This window comes from Halalkalicoccus sp. CGA53, assembly GCF_036429475.1.
Classification (GTDB): Archaea; Halobacteriota; Halobacteria; order Halobacteriales; family Halalkalicoccaceae; genus Natronorarus; species Natronorarus salvus.
In genome coordinates, this window is sequence record NZ_CP144125.1 from 2,898,096 (window position 1) to 2,909,668 (window position 11,573).

General features: G+C 69.0%; 14 protein-coding genes. 7 read left to right on the forward strand and 7 right to left on the reverse strand.

Annotated features, from left to right (window positions below; all coding sequences use genetic code 11):
- Positions 1-38: 38 nt before the first annotated feature.
- Positions 39-161, forward strand: a complete 123-nt coding sequence (locus tag V2L32_RS16735; protein ID WP_331233660.1) for a hypothetical protein — start codon at positions 39-41, stop codon at positions 159-161.
- Here the strand turns inward: V2L32_RS16735 and asd are convergent.
- The 6 genes from asd to cofD all read right to left on the reverse strand — a co-directional run bounded on the left by asd (position 158) and on the right by cofD (position 4,740).
- Positions 158-1,192, reverse strand: coding sequence for an aspartate-semialdehyde dehydrogenase (gene asd, locus V2L32_RS16740; RefSeq protein WP_331233661.1), 1,035 nt, complete (start codon positions 1,190-1,192; stop codon positions 158-160). The two genes, V2L32_RS16735 and asd, sit on opposite strands and share 4 nt — an antisense overlap.
- Positions 1,193-1,315: 123 nt before the next feature.
- Complete coding sequence (locus V2L32_RS16745) at positions 1,316-1,504, reverse strand: 30S ribosomal protein S17e (RefSeq protein ID WP_331233663.1); 189 nt, start codon at positions 1,502-1,504, stop codon at positions 1,316-1,318.
- A gap of 23 nt (positions 1,505-1,527) precedes the next feature.
- Entirely contained in the window at positions 1,528-2,139 is a 612-nt protein-coding gene (locus V2L32_RS16750) for a DUF447 domain-containing protein (protein WP_331233664.1), read from the reverse strand.
- On the reverse strand, positions 2,136-3,005 hold the full coding sequence (locus tag V2L32_RS16755) for a triphosphoribosyl-dephospho-CoA synthase (RefSeq protein ID WP_409348382.1): 870 nt from the start codon (positions 3,003-3,005) through the stop codon (positions 2,136-2,138). The genes V2L32_RS16750 and V2L32_RS16755 overlap by 4 nt, the downstream gene beginning before the upstream one ends.
- Entirely contained in the window at positions 3,002-3,748 is a 747-nt protein-coding gene (locus V2L32_RS16760; protein WP_331233666.1) for a tRNA-dihydrouridine synthase, read from the reverse strand. Before V2L32_RS16760 ends, V2L32_RS16755 begins: the two co-directional genes overlap by 4 nt.
- Entirely contained in the window at positions 3,748-4,740 is a 993-nt protein-coding gene (cofD, locus tag V2L32_RS16765) for a 2-phospho-L-lactate transferase (RefSeq protein WP_331233667.1), read from the reverse strand. The genes V2L32_RS16760 and cofD overlap by 1 nt, the downstream gene beginning before the upstream one ends.
- A 178-nt stretch (positions 4,741-4,918) precedes the next feature.
- Between cofD and V2L32_RS16770 the strand changes: the two genes are divergently transcribed.
- Positions 4,919-6,121: an MFS transporter gene (locus V2L32_RS16770; RefSeq protein ID WP_331233668.1), complete on the forward strand. Its 1,203-nt coding sequence runs from the start codon at positions 4,919-4,921 to the stop codon at positions 6,119-6,121.
- Positions 6,122-6,193: 72 nt separating this feature from the next.
- Here V2L32_RS16770 and V2L32_RS16775 read toward each other — a convergent pair whose 3' ends face one another.
- Positions 6,194-6,625: an SHOCT domain-containing protein gene (locus V2L32_RS16775; protein WP_331233669.1), complete on the reverse strand. Its 432-nt coding sequence runs from the start codon at positions 6,623-6,625 to the stop codon at positions 6,194-6,196.
- 132 nt (positions 6,626-6,757) lie between these two features.
- Between V2L32_RS16775 and V2L32_RS16780 the strand changes: the two genes are divergently transcribed.
- From V2L32_RS16780 to V2L32_RS16800, 5 genes are all read left to right on the forward strand, one after another.
- Positions 6,758-7,984, forward strand: a complete 1,227-nt coding sequence (locus V2L32_RS16780; protein ID WP_331233670.1) for an HD domain-containing protein — start codon at positions 6,758-6,760, stop codon at positions 7,982-7,984.
- Positions 7,985-8,036: 52 nt separating this feature from the next.
- Positions 8,037-9,047 (forward strand): amidohydrolase family protein, encoded by a 1,011-nt coding sequence (locus tag V2L32_RS16785; protein WP_331233671.1) that lies wholly within the window; start codon positions 8,037-8,039, stop codon positions 9,045-9,047.
- Positions 9,048-9,122: 75 nt separating this feature from the next.
- Positions 9,123-9,605 (forward strand): universal stress protein, encoded by a 483-nt coding sequence (locus V2L32_RS16790; RefSeq protein WP_331233672.1) that lies wholly within the window; start codon positions 9,123-9,125, stop codon positions 9,603-9,605.
- 56 nt (positions 9,606-9,661) lie between these two features.
- Complete coding sequence (locus V2L32_RS16795; RefSeq protein ID WP_331233673.1) at positions 9,662-10,942, forward strand: hypothetical protein; 1,281 nt, start codon at positions 9,662-9,664, stop codon at positions 10,940-10,942.
- Between the two features lie 52 nt (positions 10,943-10,994).
- Positions 10,995-11,561: a cupin domain-containing protein gene (locus tag V2L32_RS16800; RefSeq protein ID WP_331233674.1), complete on the forward strand. Its 567-nt coding sequence runs from the start codon at positions 10,995-10,997 to the stop codon at positions 11,559-11,561.
- Positions 11,562-11,573 lie beyond the last annotated feature (12 nt).

Consider the following 11,573-nt stretch of genomic DNA (forward strand, 5'->3'; position numbering starts at 1 on the left):
CGCACAGGAGCTATCCGTCCCGCACCCCTCGTACCTCTATGACGCGCGAAACCGCGGCCTGCGTCGGCTGTGGCGAGGAGACGCCGATCGAGGAGGAGGAGGTCGCGAGTCCGGTCTGTTATCGGCCGCTCTGTTCGACGTGTCGTGAAGAGACCGTCTAGAGGTAGCTTTCGGAGACGAGCAGTTCGCCGTTCAGGACGCTCGCGCCCGCAGCACCGCGGAGCGTGTTGTGCGCGAGGCAGTTGTACTGGATCCCCGAGACGGTCTCCCTGATCCCGCCGACGGTGACCTGCATCCCCTCTTCGCGCTCGCGGTCGAGACGCGGCTGTGGGCGGTCCGGGTCGTCGAAGACGTGGATCAGCGGGTCGGGCGAGGAGTGAAGCGAGAGCGAGGGGGCCTCGCGCATCGCTGCCTTCGCCTCTTCGACACTCAGTTCCTCCTCGGTCTCGGCCCAGACGTTCTCCAGGTGGCCGTCGAGCGTCGGGACGCGGTTACAGGAGGCCGAGACCTCGACCTCGTGGTGGCTGAGCTCCGCGCCGTCGAAGCTACCGAGGAGTTTCCGCGTCTCGGTCTCCATCTTCGGCTCCTCGCCGCCGATGTGCGGGATAACGTTGTCGATGATCTCCATCGAGGTCACGCCGGAGTACCCCGCCCCGGAAACAGCTTGAAGCGTCGCGACGTGCACCCTGGAGAGCCCATAGGCGTCGAGCGCTTTCAGGGTGGGAACCATCGTGATCGTCGAACAGTTCGGGTTCTTCACGAGCGCGCCGTCCCAGCCTCTCGACTCCCGCTGGACCTCGAGGAGATCGAGGTGGTCGTGGTTTACTTCAGGAATCACGAGGGGGACGTCGTCGGCCATCCGGGCGTTCGACGAGTTCGACGAGACGACGTAGCCCGCCTCGCAGAACGCGCGCTCGACCCGCTCACCGACGCCCGAGGGGAGCGAGGAGAAGAGCAGGTCCACCTCGTCGGGGACAGCCTCGGGATCGGTCTCGCTCACCGTGATCTCGCCGACGTCCTCGGGGATCGGGGTGCCGATGCGCCACTTCGCCGCGTCACGGTAGGCCCGTCCGGCGCTCTCGGCGCTCGCGGTGAGCGCTCCGATCTCGAAGTCGGGGTGCGGGTCGAGAAGCTGGACGAGTCGCTGGCCGACGGCGCCGGTGGCGCCGAGGATGCCGACAGTGGTAGACATTGACACCGGTAGGCTCCCGACCCATCAAAACCGTTTGGATCGACTCCACGCGTGCAAGATTGGCCGACAACGTTTCGAGAGCGCTGTCGCTCGCGGGGGCGGTGACCTGCTCGTGAAGTGGACCTACGCGCTCGCCGCCTGCGCCTTGCGGGTGACGTAGCCGGCGATGCGGTTTCTGACGCCCTTCGACTCGATGTTCGTGAGCTCCCGGACGCTCTCTTTGTTGTGCTCGAAATCGTCGTTGAACGCTTCGGGGTACTGTTCGAGCAGTCGCGCGCCCGTCTTCTTGACGTAGGCCGGTTTGATCGCCATAGACCTCCTACCTCGCTCGCGCTCTAAAAGGATTCGTTCTCCCGCGCCTCGTTCCATCCGGTGAGGTCGGCGATCCGGGCGAACGCCTCGCGTTCGCGCTCGCCACCGCAGCGTCCGACGACCGATTCGTAGTACACGAGCCGCTCGACGAGCCTCCGTCGATCGTACGACGGGACGTCGAGTCGAGAGGCCGCGACGGTCGCGTCGATCACCGCGAAGTAGCCCCGGTTGGTCGTCGGAACCGTCTCCCTCCGGATCTCCGAGTCGGTCGGGGTGAGCGCCCACGTCTCGCGCGTCGTCCCACCCCGCTCGTCGGAGCCGATCCGCTCGACCGTGACACGGACCCAGGCGTCGGCCGAGTCGTCGACCGGGTCGTCCAGTTCGTAGATACCGAGGGCGGCCTCCACGAAGGTCCGGGGATCGCGCGTGAACTGGACGACACCCTCGCCCTCCCGCTCGAAGTTCCGTCGGGTCCGGGTGTCCCCCCACGTCGTCGCGGCCACGGGATCTCCGGAGAACAGCCCGAGCGCCGCGAGGTTCCACCGACCGTTCGGGCCGAAGGTCGCGACGACGGACTCGGTGACGCCATCGAGTTCGGCCGGCCATTCCCCCGCATCGTCGTCGTGCTCGGTCACACCGAGAGCCCCCGGGAGAGGGCGACGAACAGCGCCGCGCAGGTGAGGTCGGCGGTCGTCCCCGGATTGATCCCACGGACGACGAACTCCTCCGCGAGCGATTCGGCCGCTTCGAGGTCGCCGGCGACCGTATCCGCACGTTCCATCACCTCGTGGGCCACGTCGAGACCACGGTCGACCGCGACGAGCGTGTCCGGTGCCTCCGCGAGCAGCGAGAGGAAGGTCCGGGCGGCTCGATCCGTGACCGGCCCCTCGTCCGCGAGGAGCCCCTCGGCGGCCGCGAACGTCCGAGGGAAGTCCTCCACCCACTCGCGGGCGTTCGCGTCTCCGGGGTGGCCCTCGCGCGGCTCCGCCGAGAGCGACATCACGTCGAGAAGGGTGAGCTCTCGCTCGCGGAGCGTCGAGGCGGCCGCCGAGCCGTGGCGTGCGTCGAGCGCGTCGGCCCCGTCCGGGGGATCGCCGACGGAGACGTCGACGTGTTCGAACGCCCGGTAGAACTCTACGGAGTCTTCGACCGTGGTCGCCTCGGTCACTTCGCGAACCCCCTCGGGGGAGAGTCGGCCCACGCTCGCCGCCCGGACGAGCGGGACGAGCAGGAGCAGGCAGCCGAACTGCGTGTTCCCGCCATCCTGCTCGGCCATCCCGGCGATCGCGCGCTCGAACGCCGTTCCGACGGGTTCGCCCCCCTCGGCCAGTCGCAGACCTCCACCCGCGCCGACCGCACCCGCGAGGAAGTGCTCGAACCGGAGGGCGGGGAGGTCCCGTCGACGGTCGACGTTCCCCGGTTTGGGCGTCCCGGCGACCTCCAGCAAGAGGGCCAACTGGGCGTTCTCCGCGGGCCCTCTCGACATCGGCTCCGCGCTCACGCGGTCACCTCCCGCTCGAACCATCGGTCGGTCGTCTCTCTGACCGCAGTCAGCACCCGAGGGTCGTCACTCGCCCGGCCGACACTCACCGCGTCCGCTCCGAACGCGAGGTACTCCTCGGTGGTCTCTCGGTCCCGAACCCCGTTGTTCGCGATCACGAAGAGGTCACACGCCCTCGAGACGTCCCGGATCACGTACTCCGAGTCCATCGCGTCCACGTGGATCGCGTCCGCGCCCGCCCGCTCGATCCGACGGGCGAGGTCCGCGAGGTCGACGGCGGACACTTCGGCCCGGACCTTCACCGAGACCGCCGCACCCGTCTCGCTGGCCGTCTCGACCTGCTCCGTCAGCCGGTTCCCGTCGCGCAGGAGCGACTCGCCAGCACCGGCGTCGCACATCTCGGCCTGTCGGCAGTGGGCGTTGATCTCGCAGATCGCGCCGTGGTCGGCACAGACCGTAGCGACCTCGCGGATCGGCTCCGGATCGCTCGCGCGGACGTTGAAGCCGGGACGGATCTCGGTACCGGAGAGCGCCGCGAACTGTTCCTCGACGAACGCGATCGGGTCCCGGGGAAGGAACTCCTCGCGGTCGCGCTCGGTCAGCTCCCGCGCGGCGGCGCGCGTCCCCCGATCCAGTGCGATCCCGCCGAGAAAGGCACAGCCGACGTACTCCCCTACCGCCAGCGCCCACCCGGCGTCCGATCGCCCGCTGAGGCTCGCGAGCGCCACACGGGGCGAGAACATCAGACCACCTCCGAGAGCAGTCTCTCGACGGCTCGGGCGACCCGGGCGGCGTCCGCACTCGATCCCACGCTCGTGTCGGTCCTCGCGACCGGCCGTTCAAGTTCGGTTCCGTCGGCCTCGTCGAGGACGAACCCGTCGGCGAACGGGTAGGCGTCGGCCACCCCTCTCGTGCTCGGTTCGTGACCCGTCGCCCCCATCAGATCGGCTGCCGGCCCGGAGAACACCCGGTCGTCGACGAACGGCGAGACGGCGATCACCGGGGTCTCGGAGAGCAACCGTTCGAGTCCGGGGAGCGCGAGCATCGGTCCGATGCTGGTCACCGGGTTCGACGGGCCGATCACCACCGGATCGGCGAGGGCGGAGCGGACCTCCGGAGTCGGCTCCGCGCGCTCTGCGCCGCGGAACTCCACCTCCTCCACCGGTGGCTCGCCCCGGTGTGCGACCCACCACTCCTGGAAGTGCATTTTTCCACTCTCGGTGTGGATCAGCGTCGCGACCGGGTCGTCGCTCATCGGCACTAGGGTGAGGTCGATGCCGAACGCCCGGGCGAGGACGTCCGTCGCTTCGGTGAGCGTGTGGCCTTCGTCGAGCAGGCCCGTCCGGGTGAGGTGGACCGCACGGTCCCGGTCACCGATCGTCATGAACTCCGCGATGCCCGAAAAGCGCCGCCACGCAGCCAGTTCTCTCCCGTCGGTCTGCCGGTCGTCGGGCAGGTATCGTGGTCCAGTTCCGAGGTCCGCCGCCTCCGCGAGTTCGTGGAGCCGCTCGTGCGTCTCGTGGCTATCACCGTCGATCCCCCACCAGGTCCCGGTGTCGAGGACGCCCCCCCGCTCGAAGAGCACGGTGTCGATATCCGGCGAGACGAAGAGCCCGCCGAGTTCGACGTCGTCGCCGGTGTTGCCGACCGCGGTGACCTGCTCGTAATCGAAGACAGCGTCGGCTCCCGAGAGGAGTTTCGGCGTCCCCGTCCCGCCCGAGAGGAACGTCGTCATTGTCCCGGTTCGGACCCCGCGGGCCATAAGCCCACCCGTCCCTCGGAGGTCGGTGGAGAGTGCCTGCTCGTCGTGAGCGCCTCGGCAGGGAGAGCGGAGAGCGGTCGAAAGGGGAAGGGACGGGGGGAGAAGCCAGTCGCTATGGGGGTGGAGCGACCATCCCCGTCACGACCTCTCGATGGAGATCCTGCAGGGTATCGGACGGGAAGCACGAGCGCTGTGGGGGGAAGGCAGGGGAACGGCGCTGGTCGCGATCGCCGGCACGTGGGGGCTGCTGGTCGGGACACGGATGATCTACCCGGTCGTCCTCCCGTACCTCCAGAGCGCCTACGGCCTGAGTCTCACGGTCGCCGGCCTGCTCGTGACGGTCCTCTGGCTGTTCGGTTCGATCGGCCAGCTTCCCGGCGGCGTGCTCGCGGACAGGTACGACGAGCGGACGCTGATGGCGGCGAGCACGGTCGTCGTCGCGGTGGCACTCGGGTTCGTCGTCACCGCCTCCACGCCGGTCGTCCTGTTCGTCGCGACCGCCCTCTGGGGGCTGGGCCACTCGCTGTACCCCATCGCCCGGATCACGTTCCTCTCGACGCTCTACCCCGATCGGCTCGGGAGCGCCCTCGGGGTGACGATGGCGACGGGAGACGTCGGACAGACGCTGCTCCCGCCCATCGCGGCCGTCCTCGCCGTCGCGTTCGTCTGGGAGGTCGGTCTCGGCTTCGTCGCACCGCTCCTGTTCGCCGCCGGCGTCGTGATCCTCCTCACCGTCCCCACGGATCGGTCGAGCCGTGGGTCGGCCGACGGGCAGTCCCTGCGGGACGTCCTGGGCGTGTTCGAGGAGATCCGGAACCCGGCGATGGGCTTCATGACGGTGATACTCTTCCTCTACATCTTCATCTGGCAGTCGTTCACGGCGTTCTACCCGACCTACCTGAGCACCGTCAAGGGGCTGTCGCCGTCGGTGGCGAGCGTCCTGTTCGGCCTCTTCTTCGCCGTGGGCGTGGTGGTCAAACCGGTCGCGGGGGCTGCGTACGACCGCATCGGGATGCGGGGGTCGCTCCTCGGGGTCCTCCTCCCGCCGGTCGCCGGGTTCGTCTTCCTCCCGCTCGTGGACGAGCTCTGGCTGCTGGTCGTCGTCACCGCGCTCATCAGTACGATGCTCGGCTCCGGCGCGATCACGCAGTCGTACATCGCCGACGCGCTCTCCGACGAGGTTCAGGGGACGGGACTGGGTGTCGTCCGGACGACGACGGCGACGCTCGGCGCCGGGGGTCCGGTCGTCTTCGGCGTGGTGGCCGATCTGGGCTACTTCGACGAGGGCTATCTCGTCCTGGCGGCGATCATGGCGGCGGTCATCCTCCTCACGCTCCGGATGCCACGGACGTGACGGCCCCGGACCGACGTGTCGCGGGCCGGGTTCGGCTGGAACGAGGATCGGCCGGTCGCGAGACCCGCCGGGTCACTCGCGCTCTCGTAGCCGTTCGGCCGACGGCTCTCGGGCCCGCATCCGGTCCTCGACGTCCTCGATCGACTCCGTCTCGAGCAACAGCGCGAGCTTCCGCTCGAACTGCTCGTCGGTGAGTTCGCCGCGAGCGTAGCGATCTCGGAGCGTCTGAAGCGAGTCCGTGGGCTGCTCGTCGGGGTCGGTCTCCGTTTCCCCCTCCTCACCGAAGAGGTCCTCCCAGAACTCGTCGGACAGCGGGTCCCACTTCCGCCAGTCCTCGGCGCCGAAGAGCAGGCCGACGAGCGGGACGACGACGAACAGCCCGACGACGAAGACCAGCCAGAAGTAGGGGACGCTCAGCGCGAACGCCAGGATGCCGAGGCCGACGACGATCAGGGCGGTCGCCGATGTCACGTTCTCGACGAGCCGTTCTCTCGGACCGGTCATGTTCCCGTGTGTGAACGACGATACGTCCGCGGTGTAATAAACGGTACAGGTCGTGTCGGCATCGACCACTCGACGACGAGAGCCCCACGACCCACGGTCAGCGTTTAACAGCCGTGGCGACTAACTCGATCCATGAAGACGATCAAAGACAGCGTCCACGACCACATCGAGGTCGACGGCGTCGCGCGGGCGCTGCTCGACACGCCGGAGGTCCAGCGCCTGCGTCACGTCCGCCAGCTCGGCACCGTCTCGTTCGTCTACCCCTCCGCGAACCACACCCGTTTCGAGCACTCGCTCGGGGTGTATCACCTCGCCTCGCGCGCGCTCGACCAGCTCGGCATCGAGGGGCGAAACGCCCGACGGATCGAGGCCGCGGCGATCCTCCACGACGTCGGCCACGGTCCGTTCAGCCACAACGTCGAGGACGTCATCGAACGCTACACCGGGCGACGTCACGATCAGGTCGACGACCTGCTCGCCGAGGGCGAGGTGAGGGCGATCCTAGAGGAGCACGACCTCGACCCCGAACGCGTCGCTGGCGTCGTCGCAGGCGAGGGCGAGTTCGCGGGACTCGTCTCGGGCGAACTCGACGTCGACCGGATGGACTACCTCGTGCGCGACGCCCACCACACCGGGGTCCCCTACGGGACGATCGACCACGGTCGGCTCGTCCGTGAACTGCGGATCAGCGGCGGGAGAGTCGTCCTCGACGAGGGCAACGTCCAGACCGCCGAGAGCCTGCTGATCGCCAGGGCGCTGATGAACCCGACGGTGTACAGCCACCACGTCGCCCGGATCAGCAAGGCGATGCTGCGTCGGGGAGCCGAACGGCTGATCGCGACCGGGGAGACCACCCCCGAGGAGCTCCGGCGGATGGACGACCATGACCTGCTCTGTACGCTCCGGAGCTGTGAGGCCACGACGAGGCTGGCAGAGCGTTTCTCCCGCCGGAACCTGCTCAAGCGTGCGGTCTGGGCGGAGCTCCCGGACGTCCCGGACGAGGTGCTCGACCTGCCGTTCGACCTGCTCCGGCGACGCGAACGCGAGATCGCCGAGGAGGGCGGCGTCGATGCCGAGCGCGTGATCCTCGACGTCCCCGGCCGGCCGCGGATGCGCGAGTCGACCTCCCGGGTGATCGTCAACGGCGAGGTCCGCTCGTTGGAAGACCAGTCCCCGCTCGTGCGGACGCTCCAGCAGACACAGGTCAACGAGTGGCGTCTCGGCGTCTACGCGGCGAGCGAGGACCTCGACGCGGTCGGACGGGCCGCCGAGGACGTCCTCGGCCTGGAGACCGACGGATCGCTCGTCAGCGACGTCGCCCCCGGCCTCCGGACGACGCTCGACCGGTTCGGGTCGTGACACGCTCGGCCCCGACCGAGGGGTACTTGGCCGCCAGCGAGAGAAGGGGCGTATGATCGTCGAGGGAACCCTCCTGACCGGCCGATCGTTCGAGCCGCGGGAGGGGCGGCTGGTGATCGAAGACGGCCGGATCGCCGCGATCGAGGAGGAACGCGTCGAGAGTACTCGAGTACTCCTCCCGGCGTTCGTGAACGCCCACACCCACGTGGGGGACTCGATCGCGAAGGAAGCCGGCGCGGGGCTCTCGCTCGCAGAACTCGTCGCGCCCCCCGACGGGCTGAAACACCGCCTGCTCCGCGCCGCGGATCGAGAGGAGCTGATCGCGGGGATGCGCCGGAGCGTCCGGCTGATGGCGAGGACGGGCACCGCCGCGTTCGTCGACTTCCGCGAGGGAGGGATCGACGGCGTCCGTGCGCTACGCGAGGCGACCGAGGGGATCGGGATCGAGGGGGTCGCGCTCGGGCGCGACGAACGGGGAGTGTTCGACGTCGCGGACGGCTACGGCGCGAGCGGCGCCGCAGACGCCGACTTCACGACCGAGCGACGCGAGGCACGCGAGGCCGACAAGCCGTTCGGGATCCACGCGGGCGAGAACCGAACGGACGACATCGAACCCGCGCTCGATCTCGATCCGGAGTTCCTCGTCCACATGGTCCAGGCCGACGACGACCACCTGAAACGGGTCGCGAGACAGGAAGCGCCGGTCGTCGTCTGTCCCCGATCGAACCTCGTCTCCGGGGTTGGTCTCCCGCCGATCGAGGCGCTCTGTGAGCACACGTCGGTCGCCCTCGGCACGGACAACGTGATGCTGAACGCACCATCGATGTTCCGCGAGATGGAGTTCGCCGCGAAGCTCACGGGGCTTTCGGCCACAACGGTCCTGGGGATGGCGACGCACGCCGGTGCCGACCTCTTCGACCTCGAGTTCGGGGTGATCGAGGAGGGGAGAGAGGCACGTCTCGTGGTTCTCGACGGGGATTCCGACAACCTCGCGGGAGCGCGCGATCCGGTCAGAGCGGTCGTGCGGCGGGCGGGCGCCGACGACGTGGTCGACGTGATCTAGCGACGTGATCCGTGTGTCCAGTGTCGACGTGTGGCAAACAGTTATGTCTCCCGGGAGGAAACGAACGGGAGAGCGATGTACGAGCGCATCCTCGTCCCGACGGACGGCTCCGCGGGTGTCGAGCGTGCCGTCGAACACGCCGCACGGCTCGCGGTCGAACACGACGCGACGATCCACGCCGTCTACGTCGTCAACACCGCGAGCTTCGCGAGCCTCCCGATGGAGACCTCCTGGGAGGGGGTGAGCGACATGCTCCGGGAGGACGGCGAGGACGCGCTCGAGCGCGTGGAGCGGATCGCGGGGAAACACGGCGTCGAGATCGAGACGTCGATCATCGACGGCTCGCCGAGTCGCGAGATCGTCCGGTACGCGACCGAGAAGGGGATCGACCTGATTGTGATGGGGACACAGGGCAGAGGCGGGATCGACAGGCTCCTGCTCGGCAGCGTCGCCGAACGCGTCGTTCGATCCGCCCCGATGCCCGTGCTCACGGTCAGGTTCGGCGGCACGGAGACCGACGACGAGCGGCCGCCGCCCGCCGAGACGGCGCGGCGGTAGCTCCGTTCGACCCGGTCGATGACAACGTCTATCGTAGTGCTCCCGGAGTGAACGGTATGCACCGAGGCGAGGCCCGCTCGCGACGAACGGTTCTCTCACTGATCGGCCTCTCCACGCTCGGTTCGCTGACCGGCTGTACCGGGGAGGAGACCGGGACCCGTGAGGGAGACGACGCCGCGAGCGAAGACGCCGCCGATCGAGGTGATGTAAATGGAGACGATACGAGCGGGGGCGCGAAGGCGACGGACACCGGGAGCGAGTCGGGAGACGGGGACCACGAGGGTGAGGGGGAGGTCGGAGGGGACGACGATCCGACCCGCTACGCGAACGAGCGCATGGGCTACGAGATCGCGGTACCCGGTGGCTGGACGGTCGACGACACCTACCCCGAGGACCTCGTACTCGACGACGGCGAGGACCGGATCGTCGTGAGCGTGTTCGCCGTCGAGGAGCGGCCCACCCGTTCCGAGATCGGGGAGGGGGCGATCGCGAACACGGAGTTCGGGATGGAGGCGGTCGAGGTTCTCTCCGAGTCCGAGACCTCGGTCGGCAGCGGCGAGGTGGCGAGGGTGGTCGACCTCCGGTACCGCGACCCGTTCGACGGCGTCGAGCGGACGCTTCGCTCCCGGCTCGTGCTCGTTCCCGCAGAGGGGGTCGTCTACCAGATCGAGGTGGTGAGCGAGCGGGAGGCCGACGAGGAGGCGTTCGACGCGCTGGCCGGGGAAGCGGTCGACTCCTTCTCGATCACCGGCGAACCGGAGGAGGTCACGCCCAGCGTCGAGAGCCTGACGACGTACACGAACGACGCGTACGGCTACCGGATCGCGTACCCCGAGAACTGGGACGTCTGGGAGCTCGGCCCGACAGAGGTCTACATCAACGACTGGACGAGAGAGCGGGAGATCGCCGTCTTCGTCGTCGACGGTAGGCCGGTCGGCACCCTCGACGAACTCCGGGACGAGATACTCACGATGCTCGAACTGGAGTACGACGAGGTCGGCCTCGAAGACGAGCGCGAGGAGCGCGTCGAGGGTGGCGGAGACGCCCGGATACTCGACGTCGTCTACGAGGATCCCGCAGACGCTCGTGGACCCCGTCGGTCGTCGCTCCTGGTGACCGCCGAGGAGGACGTCGTCTACCTCGTCGAGGTCCGCTCGGTCGCGGCGACGTTCGAGAACGGCTTCGGAGAGGTCGCGAGCGCCGTGATCGACTCGTTCGCGCTCGGCGACAGGACGCGAGCGACGGTACGACCGTTCTCGGACGGAGCCGAACTCACCGAGATCCCCGTGGGCGGGCGTCGCCGCAACGGGATCGGACGACGGTCCCCGGGCTCGTGACCGCCACGCGAAGACCCTCACCGATTTTTGGGACCGGTCCGTACGGTCGGCCATGCGGACCGTGACCGTCGAGGAGGTCGAACCGCGCGAACTCGGGAAGGGGAGTAGCTGTCGTCGGCTGAGCGACCCGCTCGGGACGACCGATCTCGCGATCAACCGGTATCGGGTCGGCCCCGGCGACCGGCTGTGGGGGCTCCACGCCCACGCCGATCAGGAGGAGGTCTACCTCGTCCTCGAGGGCGAAGCGACGCTCGAGACCGAACGGGGCACCGTCCCCCTCGAAGCCGGGGAGACGGCCCGCTTCGCTCCCGGCGAGTTTCACGGCGTGAAAAACGGCGGCGAATCCGGCGTTACGCTGCTCGCGCTCGGGGCGCCGCGCGAGACGGGCGACCTCCGTGTTCCGATCCCGTGTCAGGGGTGTGGACACCAGTGTACGGGACCGACGGTCACCGAGGACGGCGACGCCGCGCTCCGGTGTCCGGACTGCGGGACCGACTCCGCGGTCGAGTGTCCCGAGTGTGGCTCCGACGAGAAGCGTGCGGTCCTCGCGGAGGACGGGGAGACGGTCCTCGACACCTGCCTCGACTGTGGGCACGGCGCGGCCGTCTCGCGGTTCTGAGTCGTCCCGCCG

Coding starts and splice junctions, on each gene's coding strand:
- V2L32_RS16735 (WP_331233660.1), top strand. CDS start 39: ATGACGCGCGAAACCGCGGCCTGCGTCGGCTGTGGCGAGGAGACGCCG.
- asd (WP_331233661.1), bottom strand. CDS start 1,192: ATGTCTACCACTGTCGGCATCCTCGGCGCCACCGGCGCCGTCGGCCAG.
- V2L32_RS16745 (WP_331233663.1), bottom strand. CDS start 1,504: ATGGCGATCAAACCGGCCTACGTCAAGAAGACGGGCGCGCGACTGCTC.
- V2L32_RS16760 (WP_331233666.1), bottom strand. CDS start 3,748: ATGTTCTCGCCCCGTGTGGCGCTCGCGAGCCTCAGCGGGCGATCGGAC.
- cofD (WP_331233667.1), bottom strand. CDS start 4,740: ATGACGACGTTCCTCTCGGGCGGGACGGGGACGCCGAAACTCCTCTCG.
- V2L32_RS16770 (WP_331233668.1), top strand. CDS start 4,919: ATGGAGATCCTGCAGGGTATCGGACGGGAAGCACGAGCGCTGTGGGGG.
- V2L32_RS16775 (WP_331233669.1), bottom strand. CDS start 6,625: ATGACCGGTCCGAGAGAACGGCTCGTCGAGAACGTGACATCGGCGACC.
- V2L32_RS16780 (WP_331233670.1), top strand. CDS start 6,758: ATGAAGACGATCAAAGACAGCGTCCACGACCACATCGAGGTCGACGGC.
- V2L32_RS16785 (WP_331233671.1), top strand. CDS start 8,037: ATGATCGTCGAGGGAACCCTCCTGACCGGCCGATCGTTCGAGCCGCGG.
- V2L32_RS16790 (WP_331233672.1), top strand. CDS start 9,123: ATGTACGAGCGCATCCTCGTCCCGACGGACGGCTCCGCGGGTGTCGAG.
- V2L32_RS16795 (WP_331233673.1), top strand. CDS start 9,662: ATGCACCGAGGCGAGGCCCGCTCGCGACGAACGGTTCTCTCACTGATC.
- V2L32_RS16800 (WP_331233674.1), top strand. CDS start 10,995: ATGCGGACCGTGACCGTCGAGGAGGTCGAACCGCGCGAACTCGGGAAG.